Source organism: Streptomyces sp. ML-6, assembly GCF_030116705.1.
Taxonomy (GTDB): Bacteria; Actinomycetota; Actinomycetes; order Streptomycetales; family Streptomycetaceae; genus Streptomyces.
The window spans coordinates 2,038,394-2,053,793 of sequence record NZ_JAOTIK010000001.1; the positions used below are offsets into that span (position 1 = coordinate 2,038,394).

At 71.8% G+C, this 15,400-nt stretch carries 14 protein-coding genes and 1 pseudogene; 10 read left to right on the plus strand and 5 right to left on the minus strand.

Annotated features, from left to right (window positions below):
• Positions 1-36: 36 nt before the first annotated feature.
• The 4 genes from OCT49_RS08995 to OCT49_RS09010 all read right to left on the minus strand — a co-directional run bounded on the left by OCT49_RS08995 (position 37) and on the right by OCT49_RS09010 (position 2,527).
• A complete protein-coding gene (locus OCT49_RS08995; protein WP_283851365.1) occupies positions 37-1,095 on the minus strand; it encodes a phosphotransferase in 1,059 nt (352 codons plus the stop codon).
• A 141-nt stretch (positions 1,096-1,236) separates the two neighbouring features.
• On the minus strand, positions 1,237-1,446 hold the full coding sequence (locus OCT49_RS09000) for a DUF397 domain-containing protein (protein ID WP_283851366.1): 210 nt from the start codon (positions 1,444-1,446) through the stop codon (positions 1,237-1,239).
• Between the two features lie 5 nt (positions 1,447-1,451).
• A complete protein-coding gene (locus tag OCT49_RS09005; RefSeq protein WP_283851367.1) occupies positions 1,452-1,649 on the minus strand; it encodes a DUF397 domain-containing protein in 198 nt (65 codons plus the stop codon).
• A gap of 5 nt (positions 1,650-1,654) precedes the next feature.
• The gene (locus tag OCT49_RS09010) at positions 1,655-2,527 is read right to left on the minus strand and encodes a helix-turn-helix domain-containing protein (protein ID WP_283851368.1); all 873 of its coding nucleotides are present in this window, start codon (positions 2,525-2,527) and stop codon (positions 1,655-1,657) included.
• A 383-nt stretch (positions 2,528-2,910) separates the two neighbouring features.
• Here OCT49_RS09010 and OCT49_RS09015 point away from each other — a divergent pair, with 383 nt between their 5' ends.
• From OCT49_RS09015 to OCT49_RS09045, 7 genes are all read left to right on the plus strand, one after another.
• Positions 2,911-4,974 carry a protein kinase domain-containing protein gene (locus OCT49_RS09015; RefSeq protein ID WP_283851369.1) on the plus strand — a complete coding sequence of 688 codons (2,064 nt, stop codon included), beginning with the start codon at positions 2,911-2,913 and terminating at the stop codon, positions 4,972-4,974.
• Positions 4,975-5,330: 356 nt separating this feature from the next.
• The gene (locus OCT49_RS09020; protein WP_283851370.1) at positions 5,331-5,705 is read left to right on the plus strand and encodes a DUF6415 family natural product biosynthesis protein; all 375 of its coding nucleotides are present in this window, start codon (positions 5,331-5,333) and stop codon (positions 5,703-5,705) included.
• Positions 5,702-5,938 carry a hypothetical protein gene (locus tag OCT49_RS09025; RefSeq protein ID WP_283851371.1) on the plus strand — a complete coding sequence of 79 codons (237 nt, stop codon included), beginning with the start codon at positions 5,702-5,704 and terminating at the stop codon, positions 5,936-5,938. The genes OCT49_RS09020 and OCT49_RS09025 overlap by 4 nt, the downstream gene beginning before the upstream one ends.
• A gap of 223 nt (positions 5,939-6,161) precedes the next feature.
• Positions 6,162-6,749 (plus strand): class I SAM-dependent methyltransferase, encoded by a 588-nt coding sequence (locus OCT49_RS09030; protein WP_283855723.1) that lies wholly within the window; start codon positions 6,162-6,164, stop codon positions 6,747-6,749.
• A gap of 54 nt (positions 6,750-6,803) precedes the next feature.
• The gene (locus OCT49_RS09035) at positions 6,804-7,760 is read left to right on the plus strand and encodes an N-acetylmuramoyl-L-alanine amidase (RefSeq protein ID WP_283851372.1); all 957 of its coding nucleotides are present in this window, start codon (positions 6,804-6,806) and stop codon (positions 7,758-7,760) included.
• A 191-nt stretch (positions 7,761-7,951) separates the two neighbouring features.
• Positions 7,952-8,770 carry a DUF5336 domain-containing protein gene (locus tag OCT49_RS09040; protein ID WP_283851373.1) on the plus strand — a complete coding sequence of 273 codons (819 nt, stop codon included), beginning with the start codon at positions 7,952-7,954 and terminating at the stop codon, positions 8,768-8,770.
• Between the two features lie 131 nt (positions 8,771-8,901).
• On the plus strand, positions 8,902-9,912 hold the full coding sequence (locus tag OCT49_RS09045) for an LLM class F420-dependent oxidoreductase (RefSeq protein ID WP_283851374.1): 1,011 nt from the start codon (positions 8,902-8,904) through the stop codon (positions 9,910-9,912).
• Between the two features lie 115 nt (positions 9,913-10,027).
• Here OCT49_RS09045 and OCT49_RS09050 read toward each other — a convergent pair whose 3' ends face one another.
• Positions 10,028-10,420: a winged helix-turn-helix transcriptional regulator gene (locus OCT49_RS09050; RefSeq protein ID WP_283855724.1), complete on the minus strand. Its 393-nt coding sequence runs from the start codon at positions 10,418-10,420 to the stop codon at positions 10,028-10,030.
• 157 nt (positions 10,421-10,577) lie between these two features.
• On the opposite strand from OCT49_RS09050, the gene OCT49_RS09055 reads away from it, so the two are divergent.
• The 3 genes and pseudogenes from OCT49_RS09055 (at position 10,578) to OCT49_RS09070 (ending at position 15,351) form a co-directional block, all read left to right on the plus strand.
• Positions 10,578-11,189, plus strand: coding sequence for an FMN-dependent NADH-azoreductase (locus OCT49_RS09055; RefSeq protein ID WP_283851375.1), 612 nt, complete (start codon positions 10,578-10,580; stop codon positions 11,187-11,189).
• A 56-nt stretch (positions 11,190-11,245) separates the two neighbouring features.
• Positions 11,246-11,587: pseudogene (locus OCT49_RS39815) on the plus strand (winged helix-turn-helix transcriptional regulator); the annotation flags it as partial.
• A 416-nt stretch (positions 11,588-12,003) separates the two neighbouring features.
• Entirely contained in the window at positions 12,004-15,351 is a 3,348-nt protein-coding gene (locus OCT49_RS09070) for a protein kinase domain-containing protein (RefSeq protein ID WP_283851377.1), read from the plus strand.
• Positions 15,352-15,400 lie beyond the last annotated feature (49 nt).

The window sequence follows — 15,400 nt, forward strand, 5'->3', positions numbered from 1 at the left end:
GATCCCTCATCACTTGATCAGCTTTGAAGACACGCCCTAGTACCAGGGGCGGGTGTCGTGCGTGGGCAGCGGACGCAGCTGCGGCCACTGCTGGAGCAGGCGGTCGGCCAGGGCGGAGCCGAGGCGGCCCACGGCGTGCAGATGGTCGTGGTCGCGGGTCATGTCGGCGACCACGACCAGGCGGTGGACGAGCCGCTCACTCGCAGTGATGTAGCCCCACTCGAAGTCCTCGGAGGGCACCCGGGCGAACTGGTCGGCCGTCCCGCGGTGGGCCCGCTCGACGAGCGCGTCGCCCCGGATCAGCCAGCCCGCACACGCGTCGGCGAGGTCACCCGGCATGTCCTTCCCGGTGAGGCCGCGCCAGGTGGTCCGGTAGACGTCCTCGGCCTCCGCGAGCGGGGCCGCGGCGACCGACATGGCGCACCAGCAGGTGGGGAAGCCGATGCGGAAATAGGCGAGTTCGACCAGGCCGTTGCCGAGCGAGGCCCCCTCGAAGTCGACGAAGCGGACGCCGTCGGCGGTGCGCACATCGTTGCCGGGACAGGGGTCGCCGTGCAGCAGCGCGTGATGCGGGGCGGGGTCCAACCGCTCCAGGAGACCCGCGAGTTCATCGGGAACCGCGGGCGGCACGGGTACGTCGAGCGCCCTTGCCAGGGCGAGGAAGGACTCCGCGTCGGCGGCCGTGGGCCCCGACCAGACCGGCAGTGCGCCCGCGTCGGCGGGCCCGGTCAGGGCGTGCAGCCGGGCGAGCGACTCGGCGTACCCCGGCATCCAGTCGTCCGTCCCACCGAGGTCATCCAAGTGTTCGAGGACCATCACCCGCGAGGTCGGATCCGTGGCGAGCACCGCGGGGGCCACGGCGGGCCCGGAGGCCCGCCCCGCCAGGCGCAGCCCGGCGACCTCCCGCGCGAAGCGCGTGTCCGCGTCGGCTCCCGTGTCCCCGCCGCCGACGATCTGCTTGACGATCACCGACCGCCGGTCGGCCGGCCGCACCCGCCACACCCGCGACCGCGGACTGCTGCCCAGGAGTTCGGCCTGCTCGGGAGCGCCCACGGTGGAGAGCAGCGCCTCGCTGAAAGGAACCCGGTTCGACATGCCGACGAGCGTAGTCCCGGAATGTCGTTGCGTTTGGTGCGCCGGGCACCGCTCGGTCGTGACGACCACGGAGCGCCTTCTCCCAGGGGCGGCGGAGGTCCCTGCCGGGGCGTTGACGGGGACCTCCGCCCGGAAGGCGCGTCAGGCGATCGTGTCGTCGGCCTTCAGCTCGTCGACGAACGCGCGCCAGGCGGCGGCCGGGAACAGGCAGACGCCCAACTCCGGCGCCTTCGAGTCGCGTACGGCCATCTGCACCCCGTCGAGCCGGGCGCCCTCGACGCAGTTGCCACCCTGGTTGTTGCTGTAGCTCGACTTGAACCAGTGGACACCAGCGAGCCGATGAGCGGTCATGTGAGTCAGTGCTCCTTGATCCTGTCGACGAACGCGTGCCAGGCGGCGGCCGGGAACACGCAGACGCCCTGCCCGGGGTCCTTCGAATCCCGGATAGCCATCACCCGCCCACCGAGCCGAGCGCCCTCGACGCACTCGCCGCCCTGGTTGTTGCTGTAGCTCGACTTGAACCAGTGGGCACCCGCGAGCTGATGAGTGGTCATGTAGATCAATGCTCCTTGATTGCTTCTCTGATCATGCCGAGAGACTCCTGCGGCCCCACAGCAAGAATCTGGAGGTCGTTGAACGCCTCTTCGTACAGGACTACGTCGGCACGCTTCCGCATGACCGAGGCCCCACCCAGGTACTCCAAATAGACGATGGACTCCGCGTCGTCGAAGCGGAGCAGTGTGAAGGCGCCGTTCATCCCAGGGTGCACACCCGCCTTGAAGGGGACGACCTGCACCCGCACCGAGGGTCGCTCGGCCACCTCCGCCAGATGCTCCATCTGCGCCCGCATGACGGCCGAGCTGCCGACCTTGCGACGGAGAACCGCCTCGTTGATGACCGCCGCGAACTTGAGCGGCGCCGAGTCGCGGCGCAACGCCTCCTGCCGCGTCATCCGTACGTCAACAAGTCGGTCGATCTCATCGGCAGAGAGCCTTTCGGACGCTCCCTGGTAAATGGCTCGCACATAGTCCTCGGTCTGGAGAAGACCGGGAACGAACTCACCCTCGTACTTGTGCAGAGCTGCAGCCGTGGCTTCCAGCCCCAAGTACGCCTTGAACGTGGGGGCGATGACCGGCCGGTACTCGGGCGACTGCCACCAGTCCCTCTTGGTCTTGGTGACGGCCGCGTACCCCAACAGCAGGGCACGCTTTTCGGGGGCCGCCCCGTAGATCTCGCAGAGCGCCATCACATCGACGGCCTCGACAACCGAATTGTCCCCCGTCTCCAGCCTGGTCAGCTTCGACGGGCTGCAGATCAAGGTGCGGACGACCTGGGTCGACGTGAGACCGGCTTCGTGCCGGAGCTGCCGGAGTTCACGTCCTAACTGAAGACGGCAGAGTGCGGGCGTCGCCGACTCCACATCCGTGATCATCTACTGCCTCCCAGGACTTGTTACCCAGTGTGACGGAGAATGTTCCGCTGCCGCAAGGAGTGTTCTGCGCCGACGCAGAACACTCCGCCCAGGGGCGCGAATGCGTCGAAACGGCACAGAAATTCACGCGGGAATCTGTTCGCAGAAAACTGCCGCGACACTCCCAGACTACCCTCCGCACAGACCTGATTACCAAATGTCGCCGAAGCGGGCCCTTCGGTCGCCGCACACGCTTCCTCCCGGACAACTGCCGTGCGATTACAGCCAGGTTGACGATCAACGGGAGGGCTCCCCCGAGAGGTCGTAGCCTTTCCGGGGCGCCGTGCCGCGTACGGCAGGTACCAGAAGTTCCGGGCGTGACGAACATGGCGAGGTATGCAGGCATGTGGGGTCGAGGGACGCTGATCAACGACCGTTACGCACTGGTCGGACGGTTGGGCAGTGGCGCCATGGGCGAGGTCTGGCGCGCCGAGGACCAGGTGCTCAAGCGCGAGGTCGCCGTCAAGTTCCTCCGCCCCTCGGGCCTTGAGGACAATTCCTTCCTCCCGCGCTTCCGGAAAGAGGCCAAGGTCCTCGCCTCCATCCGTCATCCGGGCGTCGTCGGCGTCCACGACTACGGCGAGCAGACGTTCCCCGGGAACGGCGACGGACACGGCACGGCGACGCAGGCCGCGTACATCGTCATGGAACTCGTCGAGGGGAAGACGCTGGAGGAGCTGCGCGAGGAGCACGGGCTCCTTCCGCCCGCCAGAGTCCTCGACCTCGCCGCCCAGGCGCTCGACGCGCTGCACACCGTGCACCGGCTCGGCATCGTGCACCGTGACATCAAGCCGTCGAACCTGATGCTCCGCGAGGACGGCCGGGTCACGGTGACCGATTTCGGCATCGCCCGCACCGAGACCGGCACCCGGCTGACCGACCCGCACGGGATCATCGGCACGCCGCGCTACATGTCCCCCGAGCAGGCCCGGGGGCTGCCCGTCCTCCCGGCCTCCGATCTCTACTCCATCGGCGCGGTCTGCTACGAACTGATCACCGGAATACCGATGTTCAGAGGTGCTTCGCCCCTCGAGGTCGCCCTCAAGCACATCGAGGAACCGGTGCCGGCCCTCCCCGACGACGTTCCGGAAGCGACCAGGGCCTTCCTCGCCCAGGCACTCGCCAAGGACCCGGAGGACCGCTACGTCAACGCCGCCGTGATGGCCGCCGCTGCTCGCCGGGCGGCCAAGGAACGCAACAACACCGGGGAACGCCGCACCACCGGGAACCGCGACGCCGCCGAGCAACGCGGGACCACCGACAACCGCGACGCCGCCGAGGAACGCGGGACCGCCGGGAAGAGCGACGCGCACCCCCGTCCACACTCCCGTCCACGCCCGCGCCCGCGCCTCCGACCGGTGATCCTCCTGGCCGCGTTGTTCGTCTCCGCGGCCACCGCCACGGCCCTGTACTTCGCCCCGCCGCCCTGGAACTCCGACGCCGACGCCGACTCCCACTCAGGCCCCGGCTCCAACTCCGACCCGCTGCCCGACTCCGCCGCACCGGCCGGGGACGCGAAAACGAACGGGCCGGGTGCGGGCTGGGAGGATCGCGGCGTCATCCAGCCCGAGAAGTTCCCGTCCACGAGCACCTTCTGGGTGGTCAACATCAACCCGGAGGACCCCAAGGCCGAATTCGTCGCGGTCGACAAGGACCAGACCTTCCGGTTCTGGTGGAACAACGGCCCTTCGGACACGGGCTGGAAGCCCTTCTCCCCGGGGCAGAACTCCTACGCACCCCCGGCCGGGGCCGTGGGCAGCGCCCTCCGCTTCGGCGACATCGACGGGGACGGGTTTCCCGACTGCATGGTCGTCGCCCCGGACGGCCGGCTGAAGGTCCACACCTGGAAGAAGGAGAACCCGTCGGGCGCCCGCATGTGCATGAACGACTACCCCGGCACCCCCGACGTGTTCTCGGACGGACCCACCGGCGAGCAGCCGTCAGTCGACCCGAAGTCCCGCATCGTGTTCGCGGACGTCACCGGAGGCGGACGGGACGACTACCTGCTGATCGAGCCGGACGGTACGACGACGGCCTGGTACAACAGGGACTTCCAGTCCACGGGCGGACGGGAGTACCTGGACTGGGCGCCGCCCGAGAACATCGACGGCGCCCGGACGGAGCCCGAGGAGATCCTGTACGCGGACATCGACGGGGACAGGCGTGCCGACCGCATCCTGATCACCGCCAAGGGCGGCGCCCGTGCCTGGCTCAACGAGGGCGCCGAGGGGGCGGGCGGGAAGTTCCGGGAGATCGGAAGGATCGCGGAGGACTCCGGAGTGCCCCCGCAGGAGGTGCGGTTCGCCGACGTCGACGGGGACGGCAGGGCCGACTTCCTCCGCATCGAACGGAACGGCGTGACCCACGCCTGGCTCAACCGGCTCAAGCCGGAGCAATTCGGCAGCTGACGTCTCCGAGCGCCTCGGGCACCCTTGCCTCCTACGCGATGTCACCCAACGTGACGAAGAACATCCCGGCGCCGCAGGGGGTGTTCCGCTCCCCCGCAGAACACCCCACCCGGGGTCGCGAACGCGCTGGAACAGCACGGACTTTCGCGCGGAAACCTGCTCGCAGAAAGCCGACGTGGCACTCCCCCGGTCGCCGTCCGCGCTGCGACGATTACCGAAGGTTGCCGAAACGGGCGCATACGGCGGCAGCGCCGCGCGGCCCGCCCGCCTGCCGCCGCCACCCCGGATCCACAGCACCCCGGATCCGTAGGTCCGTAGATCCGTAGGTCCGTAGGTTCCGAGCCAGGGAGTCCCCCATGCCGCATCCCTCGTCGCCCTCCTCTCCCGACCAGCCGCCGCGAGCGGTCGGCGGCATCCTTTCCCTGGACGTCGAGTCCGCGCTCCGGGCCGCCGACGAGGCCCTCGCCCTCCGGCTCGGCACTGTCACACGCCAGGAGATCGACACCCGGACCGCCGAACTGCGCGGGCACGTCGGCCTCTTCGCCGAGGCGGTGCTCGACCACGCACGGACCGCCGCGGACCGCTCCGTCCGGTGGGAGGTCGACCAGCTCCTCGCCTCGACGCCGAGGGACGGCGCGCTCGTCTTCAGCGCGTACCAGCACCTGCGCGACCTCGCCCGGATGCTGCGCCGGCTGGCGGACTCCGCGGCGGAGCACGGGGTGACGTCATGAGCGCCGACGCCCGGCCGCAGGACCACCAGTCGCAGGACCACCAGTCGCGGGACCACCGGCCGTGGGACTACACGACGTTCGCGCCCCCGGGTCGGACCTGCCCCGCGTGCCTGCGCCCGGTCCGGCCGCTCGACCGCTGCTTCCGGGGCGAGATCCCCGGGGCGGCCGAGGAGCCGGTCGTCCTCTACCGCCACATCGACTGCGCGAACCCGGAGCGCCCGTCACACGGCTGAAGGGGCTTCACGACCGGTGGCCCCCGTCGAAGGGCGTCCCCGGACCGGACGGACTCCCCCGCCGAGATCTCCGACGGGGGCGTGCGGCACGATGGGACGCCGTCGAACGCGTAGCCCCGAGACCGTCCCCACCCACCCCCACCAGGAGGAACCCGTGCCCGCCGAGTCCGCCGTCGAGCTGTCGCCCGAGATTCTCGCCGCCTTCCAGGCCGCCAAGGGCTTCATGCCGGTGGGCGAGGGGCTCGCGCTGTACCGGGCCGCCGTCGAGGCCGCCGCGCTGGGGCTGCCGATCCTGGAGGTCGGCACGTACTGCGGGCGCTCCACCGTCCTGCTCGCCGATGTCGCGCGGGCGGCCGGTGTGACGGCGCTCACCGTGGACCACCACCGCGGCAGCGAGGAGCAGCAGCCGGGCTGGGAGTACCACGACCCGACCGTCGTGGACCCGGAGGTGGGGCGGATGGACACGCTGCCGACCTTCCGCCGGACCCTGCACGCGGCGGGTCTTGAGGACCACGTGGTGGCGCTGGTGGGGCGGTCGCCGCAGGTCGCGGCGGTCTGGGGCGGGAAGCTCGGGTTCGTGTTCATCGACGGCGGGCACACCGACGAGCACGCCAACGCCGACTACGAGGGCTGGGCGCCGCACGTGGCCGAGGGCGGGCTGCTGGTGATCCACGACGTGTTCCCGGACCCCGCGCACGGCGGCCAGGCCCCGTACCGCATCTATCTGCGGGCGCTGGAGTCCGGCGCGTTCACCGAGGTCTCGGTGACGGATTCGCTGCGGGTGCTGCGGCGTACCGGAACCGGCATCTGAGGGCGGCCGACGCCGCTTTCGGAGCACGCCCGAGACCCTCTGTAGCATCGCGTGGTGCCGTACGACGAGAGCGTTCCCCCCACACCGCGCCGCCGGCCCCTGATCGCCGCCGCCGTGCTCGCAGCCGTGTGCCTGAGTGCCGCGGGCTGCGGCGCGGGCGACGACGGGGGCGGTGGTACCGCTGCCCGGCCGGGGCCGGACGGCAGCGCCGCCGCCTCCGCACCTTCCTCCGCGTCGGCGTCGCCGTCGCCTTCGAGGAGCGCCCCGGCGCCGGGAAAGAAGTCCGCCTCCCCCGCTGCGTCCGCTTCCGCTTCCAGGCCCGCGAACAAGATCTCCGGGCCGTTGTCGGGCAAGACCGTGGTGATCGACCCGGGGCACAATCCGAACAATCGCCTGCACACCCGGGAAATCAATCGTCAGGTGGACATCGGGACCGGGCACAAGGAGTGCGACACCACCGGCACTTCGACCAATTCCGGTTATGCGGAGGCCCGGTTCACCCTCGATGTGTCGCACCGGTTGCGTGATCTCCTCCTGAAGCAGGGGGCCGAGGTCCTGCTGACGTACGACAACGACCGCTCGTACGGGCCGTGCGTCGACGAACGGGCCCGGATCGGGAACGAGGCGAAAGCCGACGCGGTGGTCTCGGTGCACGCGGACGGTTCCGCAGTCGGCAACCGCGGTTTCCATGTGATCCTGCCCGCGGCCGTGCGGGGCGGGGCGGCGGACACCTCGGGGATCGTCGGCCCTTCGCGCGATCTGGGAACCAGGATCGCCGGCCTCTTCGTCCGAGCCACCGGAAGCGCTCCCTCCAATTACATCGGCGGCAATACCGGATTGGACACTCGCAAGGATCTGGGCGGACTGAATTTGTCGACCGTGCCCAAAGTCTTCATCGAATGCGGCAATATGCGTGATCCCAAGGACGCCGCACTGCTCACCAGTCCGGACTGGCGCCAGCGGGCCGCACAAGGCATTGCCGATGGCATCAGCAGCTACCTCAAGGGGTAACAAGAGGTGGTTCTGGGGCGAAAATGGGGGGATGCACGTCCAGCCTCCGGGCAGGGCAACAACCCGACCGGGCAGACGATAGATTCATCCGTACGATGGGGGCCTCCCCCGAGCTTCGTGCCGTGCCCGCCGTACCCGTGCAGGCGGCAACGACGACCGCCCAGACGAGACGACCGACTAAGGACCTTCACGTGAATATCCGCTCCCTCACTCGAGGCGACGGCGTGGTGATCGGAGCAGCGGTCGTGCTGTTCATCGCCTCTTTCCTCGACCTCTTCAGCTACGACTGCCCCACGGGCGTCAACTGCTCCGGCTACAACGCCCCGAACGCCTGGGACTCGCTCGGGCTCCTCATGAGCCTCTTCATCGCGGGCATCATCGGTGCGGTGCTGGTAATCGTGGGCCGTTCCATGCCGGCCCGCAAGGTCGTCGGCTTCGACCTCGGCCAGTTCGGTGCCGCGTTCACCGTCTTCTCGCTGTGGACGGCCTTCTGGACCATCATCGACGGCAGCGACGCGGGCGCCGGCATGATCCTCGGCCTGCTCGCGACCATCGCGCTCGCGGGCGGCGCGGTCGCCACCCCGCTGGTCCCCGCGCTCAAGGCCCCGCTGATGGGCGCCCCGCGCCCGCAGGCGGTGCAGTCCCCGTACGGCCAGGGCCAGCCCGGCCAGGGCTACGGCTACCCGGGCGGCGCCCAGCCGCAGCCGTCGTACGGCGGCCAGCCCTCCTTCGGCGGTCAGCCGCAGGCGGCCGGTCAGCCCGACGCGCAGAACGCCCAGCCGCAGGCCACGGGGGCGGGTGCGCCGGCCGGTGACTTCACCCCGTTCTGGTTCGCGGTGCCGGTGGCCCGTCCGCTGTACGGCGAGGACGGTTCGCCGTCGCCGATCGCCGAACTGGCGCCCGGCACCTGGTACCTCGCGGTCGAGCAGCGCGGTCAGACCCTGGTCGCGCAGACCCAGGACGGCCGTCGCGGCGTGCTCCAGGACACCACGGGCATCCAGCGCGGCTGAGCCCGGCGCACCACCCGCAGTCACGACAGTGGCCCTCCGCCCCTTCCGGGCGGGGGGCCACTGTCGTACCCTCCGTCCGTGCGCATCGATCTGACGTAGCGTCAGAAATGCTGGGAGCTGGGAGGTGTCGGATGCGGCTCGGACTCGCGCTCGGCTACTGGGGCCGGGGCCCCGACCCCGCCCATCTCGAACTGGCCAGGACCGCCGAGCAGTTGGGGTACGCGTCGGTGTGGACGGCGGAGGCGTGGGGCTCGGACGCGTTCACCCCGCTGACCTGGATCGCCGCGCACACCTCCCGCATCCGACTGGGCACCAGCGTCGCGCAGATGGCGGCGCGCACCCCCACCGCGACCGCCATGCACGCCCTCACGCTCGACCACCTCTCCGGCGGCCGGATGATGCTCGGCCTCGGACTGTCCGGCCCGCAGGTGGTGGAGGGCTGGTACGGGCGGCCGTTCCCCGCGAGCCCGCTGACCGCGACCCGTGAGTACGTCGACGTCGTCCGCCAGGTGCTCCGCCGCGAGGCGCCCGTGGAGCTGGCCGGGCGGTTCCACTCCCACCCGTACACCGGTCCGGACGCCACCGGGCTGGGCAAGCCGCTGAAGCCGATCACCCACCCGCTGCGGCCGCGGCTGCCCGTGCTGCTCGGGGCGGAGGGGCCGAGGAACATCGCACAGACGACCCGGATCGCCGACGGCTGGCTGCCGCTGCACTGGTCGCCGCTGCGCACCGACGTGTACGCCGCCTCGCTCACCGATCTCCCCGACGGCTTCATGATCGCGCCGCTGGTCCGCGCCCGGGTATGCGACGACGTGGCGGAGGGGCTGCTGCCTGTGAAGGCGATGCTCGGTTTCTACATCGGGGGGATGGGGCACGCGGCCCGCAACTTCCACGCCGACCTGATGGCACGGATGGGGTACGGGGCGGAGGCCCGGCACATTCAGCGGCTGTTCCTCGAAGGCCGCAAGGAGGAAGCGGTACTGGCCGTGCCCGACGCGTTCGCGGACGAGATCTCGCTCGTCGGCCCCCGCGAACGGATCGCGGAGCGGCTGGAGTCGTGGCGCGCGGGACCGGTCACGGACCTGCTGGTGACGGCGCCGGACCCGCACACCCTGCGGGTGCTCGCCGAACTCAACGGATAGGGCGCCCGGCAGCCGGGCACGGGCGCGGACCCGGTCGCGACCCCGGACCCGGACCCGGCCCCGGGCACGCGGGGAACGGGGCCGAAGGTCCTCCGGGGGGCATGTGCTCCGGGGGTCACGCGCCCCGGGGGTCCGCGGCTTCCGGCTGCCGTGCGGCGGAGCAGCCCCCTCCCTCGGGGGCTCCGAGGAACCGCTCGGCCCAGCTGCCCAGCTCCTCCAGGGCGGGCCGCAGGGCCTCACCGGCGGGAGTGAGCCGGTAGGTGACGCGCAGCGGTGGACCGGCGTCCACCTCGCGGCTCACGAGGCCCGCCTCGCCGAGTTCGGCGAGGCGGTCGGAGAGCATGCGCTCGCTGATCCCACTCACCGCTCGGCACAGTTCGGCGAAGCGGCCGGGACCGCTCATCAGGCTGGCGAGGATGACGCCGTTCCAGCGCTTGCCCAGAAGGACGAAGACGCTTTCCATCGCGCCGCCCACACCCGCGCACTGCCCCGCATCATGCTGCCCCATCGCCATGCGGCCATGGTATCGCCCACCCTCCTGGTACTTATGAAAAGTAAGCTACTCTTTCTTTGTAAGTAGCTGATGAAACCGCCGTGCGGTGTCGGGCTGCGCCGGTCCGGCGCGCCCGCGCCCCCCGCGCGCCCATTTCCGAGGAGTGTTTTCCATGGCCGTTCTGCTGCACATCGACTCGTCCCTGTTCCCGCCGGAGGGTTCCGGCTCCCGTCAGGTCACCGCCGCCTTCCGCAAGACCTGGGAGGAGGCGCACCCACAGGGCAGCGTCATCTACCGGGACCTGGCCGCCACTCCCGTACCGCACCTGGACGCCGCCACCGTCACCGCCGAGGCCGTCCCCGCCCTGCGCGAGGAGCTCATCGCCGAATTCGAGAAGGCCGATGTCGTCCTCATCGGCGCCCCCATGTACAACTTCACGATCCCGTCCACCCTGAAGGCCTGGCTGGACCAGATCATCCTGGTGGGGCGGACCTTGGGCGAAGGTGTGTCGCTGTCCGGCAAGCGGGTCGTGATCGCTTCCTCGCGCGGCGGCTCCTACCAGCCCGGCACGCCGCGGGCCGGCTTCGATTTCGACACCAACTACCTGCAGAAGGTGCTGGGCGAGGTGCTCGGCCTGCCGGTCGAGGTGATCACGCGCGAGCTGACGCTGGCCGCCGTCAACCCCGCCATGAACGAACTGGTGCCGCTGGCCGAGGAGTCGGCGCGGCAGTCGCTGGAGCGGGCCGCCGCGTCCGCCCGGGAGCACGCCGCGCTCCTGGTCTGACGCCGGGGCCGACAGTCCGGGCCCGGCGGGCCCGGGCGACCGCCTCTTGACTCGGTCTCGGCAAGTGGTCGCTCAGCGGCCTGGGCGAGCTCTGCGAACGCCCCTGTCGCTTCAACGAGTTGCGTCGGGCCGTGCCCCGGATCACGCAGAAGTCGCTGACCGCCACGCTCCGGCGGCTCGGCTCCGGCGGCTCGAACGCAACGGCGTGATCGAGCGCAAGGTCCTCTCCACCCGCCCGGTGGCGGTCAGGCACCGGATCACACCGCTGGGCACGACCCTCCGGCCTCCCGTCGATGTACTGCCGGCGTGGGCCTCGGCGAACATGCCGGCCATCGCACGCGCGCAAGGACTTCGATGCGCGGGAGGAAGCGCGGCTGCTCGCGGAACTCGACGAGTAGGGCCTCCCGTTCGAACCGAACCGGGCTGAACCGGGCTGAACCTGGCCGAACCGGGCCGGGCCGGGCAGCGGGGTCCGTGTGCTCCGGCATCATCCGGGCGATGGACCTCGGGCAGCCGGGCGTGCCACGGTGGTGGCCGGTGAACCACCGGCCGGACGGGGGCCGGTGACTTCCCCCGTTCCGGGGCCGGTTCGAGGAGTGGTCGTAGGGTCATGCAGCGTTTTTGGCGCTCCCTGTTCCGGCAGAACGCCCCGGCCCCCACATCCCCGGCCGACGAACCACCGGCCCCAACATCCCCGGCCGCGGAGAGAGCTGCCCCTGGGGACACGGGCCCGGGCGCGGTGCTTCCCCCCGGGCCGCCGGCTCCCGCGCCCTCCGTCGCGGACCCGGCGGCGCGCTGGGCCCCCGGTTCGACCGTGGCCGGGCTCTACCGGGTGGATGCCCTGCTGGGCGCCGGTGGCATGGGCGAAGTCCACCGGGTGCGGCATCTCGGCTGGCAGCACGACATGGCGGTGAAGAGCCCCCGGCCCGAGCTGTGGGCGGGCGAGCAGGGCCCCGAGGCGTTCCTCGAAGAGGCCCGGGTCTGGGTGGGCCTGGAGCCGAACCCGTACATCTGTGCCTGCCACTACGTGCGCGTGGTGGCGGGGGTGCCGCGGATCTTCTCCGAGTTCGCCGGGGGTGGCAGTGTCGCCGACGAGCTGCGCGGGGGCCGGATCACGACGGTGGAACAGATCCTCGACATCGGCATCCAGACGGCCTGGGGCCTGCGCGCCGCGCACCGGGCCGGTGTGGTGCACCAGGACGTCAAGCCCGCGAACATGCTGCTGGGCGTCGACGGGCGCGCGATGCTCACCGACTTCGGACTGGCGCGGGTCGGGGCCGGGACGGTCCCGGCCGGTGCGGTGCCACCCACCGCGCCGGGCGGGGACGCGTCGATCCTGGTCACCCGGACCGGGATGACCCCGGCGTACGCCTCCCCCGAGCAGATGGCGGGTTCCCGGGTCGGCCGGCGCAGCGACATGTGGTCGTGGGCGGCGTCCGTGCTGGAGCTGTTCCTCGGCCAGGTGGTCTGGATGGCTGGTCCGGTGGCCGGTGAGGCTCTGCGGGCCGTCGTCCGGGAGACCGCCGTACCCGGTGAGACCGCCGTACCCGGTCGTCCACCGATCCCGCACGAGGTGGCCGAGTTGCTGGACGCGTGCCTGTCCGACGATCCGGACTCCCGCCCGCCGGACATGGACGCCGTCGCCGCCCGGCTGGTCCGCGTCCACGAGGCACGGACCGGCCGCCCCTATCCGAGGTCCGCCGCGCCGACGGTGTCGCATCTGGCCGACGGCTGGAACAACAGGGCGTTGTCGCTGCACGACCTCGGCGAGGCGGAAGCCGCCGACCGGTGCTGGCAGAAGGCCCTGGAGGCCGACCCCAGGCACCCCGGCGCCGTCTTCAACCGGGGGCTGACGCGGTGGCGGGCCGGGGAGATCACCGACACCGCCCTCGTCCGGGACCTGGAGTCGGTGCGCTCGGCGCACCCCGGCGACTCCCGCCCCCTCCACCTGCTGGGCCTCGCCCACCTGGAACGGGGCGACGCGCAGGCGGCACTCGAAGCGCTGCGCGGGGCCGGGCGGTCGGGCCCGGCCGATCCCGGGACCGATGCCTCGCTGCGCGCCGCGACCCGGGCGGCCGAGCGTTCCGCGCCCGGCCGCACGCTCCCCGGGCACAGCGCCGCGGCCCGCTCGCTCTCGGTGACCCCGGACGGCCGGTACGCCCTGTCCGGCGGTTCGCGGAACGAGGTGTTCCGGTGGGACCTGGACACCGGCACCCGGATCGGCACGATCGACTCCTCGGCGGGTCAGATCCTGTGCGTCGCGCTGACCCCGGACGCGGGCGCAGCCCTCGTGTACGACGGGCCCCTGGGGAACGAACCGTCCTGGTGGGACCTGACGAAGGGAAAGCGACGGAGCGTCCTGAAGGGCCACCCGGAACAGGTCACGACGCTGGTGCTCACCCCGGACGGCCGGCACGCCCTGACCGGGTCCCGGGACCGGACGCTGCGGTGGTGGGACCTGCCGCGCGGGCGGTGCCGACGCGTCCTGACCGGCCACACCGGCGAGATCTGGTCGGTGGCGGTGACCCCGGACGGACGCCGGGCGCTGTCCGGCGGCTCCGACGGCACGGTGCGCTGCTGGGACCTCGCGACGGGGCGCTGCTCGCACACGCTGACGGGCCACGAGTGGATCTGGTCGGTCGGTGTGTCCCCGGACGGGCTGCTGGGCCTGTCCGGCGGGGCGGAGGGCACCGCACGGGTCTGGGACCTCACCGCGGGGCGCTGCGTGCGGGTCCTGGAAGGCCACTTCGACTCCGTGCAGTCCGTGGCCGTCGGCCCCGACGGACGCCACGCGCTGACGGGTTCCGCCGACGGCACGATGTGCTGGTGGGACCTCACGGACGGCCGTTGTCTGCGTACGTTCACCGTCACCGACCAGGGCATCGAGGTGGTGGCGTTCGCCGGGCCGCACGATGCCGTCGTCTCGTACACCGGCGGCATCGAACGGTTCCGGCTCGAAGCCGGCGACCCGGCGCCGTGGAGCTACAGCCCTCCTGGGAGCGCGGAGGAGCTGGGCGCGCGGACGGCGTCGTTCCGGGAGCATCTGGAGCGGTCCCGGCGGCTGGCCGGGTCGGGCGACGTGGCAGGCGCGGCGGCCGCCCTGCGCTCGGCCGGGGCGATTCCCGGTTTCGCCCGCCATTCGGAGGTCGTCGGGCTGTGGCGCAGGATCGGTCCGTCCGGCACCCGGACCGGTCTGCGCGACGTACGGCAGGCCGAGGTCGTCGGCGGCAAGGAGAACGGGCGCCTCAGCGACGTCGCCCTCACCGGGGACGGCCGACGCGCCCTGACGGGCGGGTGGGACAACCGGGTACGCCTCTGGGACCTCACCACGGGGAAGTGCCTGTACGCGTTCACCGGGGCGGGTCCCGAAGGCCCGGAGTTCACCTCCCTGCCCTTCGGCCGCCCCAACCTCTACCGGGTGCAGGCCGTGGCCATGACGCCGGACGGACGGTTCGGCGCCGCGGCGAGCGGGCAGGGCTCCGTACAGACCTGGGACCTCACCACCGGTGCCGCGGGACGCGTCCTGCCCGACGGGAACGGCTCGGCCGAAGCCGTCGCCGTCACCCCCGACGGCCGTCGTCTCCTCGTCGGGCACCTGGACGGCACCGTACGCCTCTGGGACACGGCCACCGGCCGGTCCCTGCACACCCTGAGCGGGCACACCTCGACGACGGACGCCGTCGACCTCACCCCGGACGGCCGCTTCGGCCTCTCCGGCTCGTGGGACCGCACGGCCCGGCTGTGGGACCTCGGGACCGGCAGGTGTCTGCGGGTCATGACCGGGGCCGAGGAGCCCGTCAGCGAGGTCGCCCTCACCCCGGACGGGCGCCGGGCGTTCCTCGGCGGCTGGGCGGCCGACGCGCGCTGGTTCGACGCGCGCACCGGCGAATGCCTGCGGGTCCTCACCGGGCACACCGGGGCGATCGCCTCGGTGTCCGTCACTCCCGACGGGCGTCACGGCCTCACCGCGAGCTGGGACGGCACCATGCGCTGGTGGGACCTCGGCGACGGGAGCTGCCTGCGCACCACCCCGTTCCCCGGGCACATCGGCCAGGTCTCCGCCGTGGCGGTCACTCCGGATGCCCAGTCCGCGCTGTCGGTGGGCCCGGAGGGCGCCCTGTGCCGGTGGGAGTTCGACTGGGACTTCGACTTCCCGTCCTGACCGGTCGGGGGTACGGGGACGGGTGTACGGGGCCAGGGCGGCGGCGATC

Bases quoted from the DNA above. Each gene is read 5' to 3' on its own strand.
- OCT49_RS08995 (WP_283851365.1), bottom strand. From the start codon at position 1,095: ATGTCGAACCGGGTTCCTTTCAGCGAGGCGCTGCTCTCCACCGTGGGC.
- OCT49_RS09000 (WP_283851366.1), bottom strand. From the start codon at position 1,446: ATGACCGCTCATCGGCTCGCTGGTGTCCACTGGTTCAAGTCGAGCTAC.
- OCT49_RS09005 (WP_283851367.1), bottom strand. From the start codon at position 1,649: ATGACCACTCATCAGCTCGCGGGTGCCCACTGGTTCAAGTCGAGCTAC.
- OCT49_RS09010 (WP_283851368.1), bottom strand. From the start codon at position 2,527: ATGATCACGGATGTGGAGTCGGCGACGCCCGCACTCTGCCGTCTTCAG.
- OCT49_RS09015 (WP_283851369.1), top strand. From the start codon at position 2,911: ATGTGGGGTCGAGGGACGCTGATCAACGACCGTTACGCACTGGTCGGA.
- OCT49_RS09020 (WP_283851370.1), top strand. From the start codon at position 5,331: ATGCCGCATCCCTCGTCGCCCTCCTCTCCCGACCAGCCGCCGCGAGCG.
- OCT49_RS09025 (WP_283851371.1), top strand. From the start codon at position 5,702: ATGAGCGCCGACGCCCGGCCGCAGGACCACCAGTCGCAGGACCACCAG.
- OCT49_RS09030 (WP_283855723.1), top strand. From the start codon at position 6,162: ATGCCGGTGGGCGAGGGGCTCGCGCTGTACCGGGCCGCCGTCGAGGCC.
- OCT49_RS09045 (WP_283851374.1), top strand. From the start codon at position 8,902: ATGCGGCTCGGACTCGCGCTCGGCTACTGGGGCCGGGGCCCCGACCCC.
- OCT49_RS09050 (WP_283855724.1), bottom strand. From the start codon at position 10,420: ATGGGGCAGCATGATGCGGGGCAGTGCGCGGGTGTGGGCGGCGCGATG.
- OCT49_RS09055 (WP_283851375.1), top strand. From the start codon at position 10,578: ATGGCCGTTCTGCTGCACATCGACTCGTCCCTGTTCCCGCCGGAGGGT.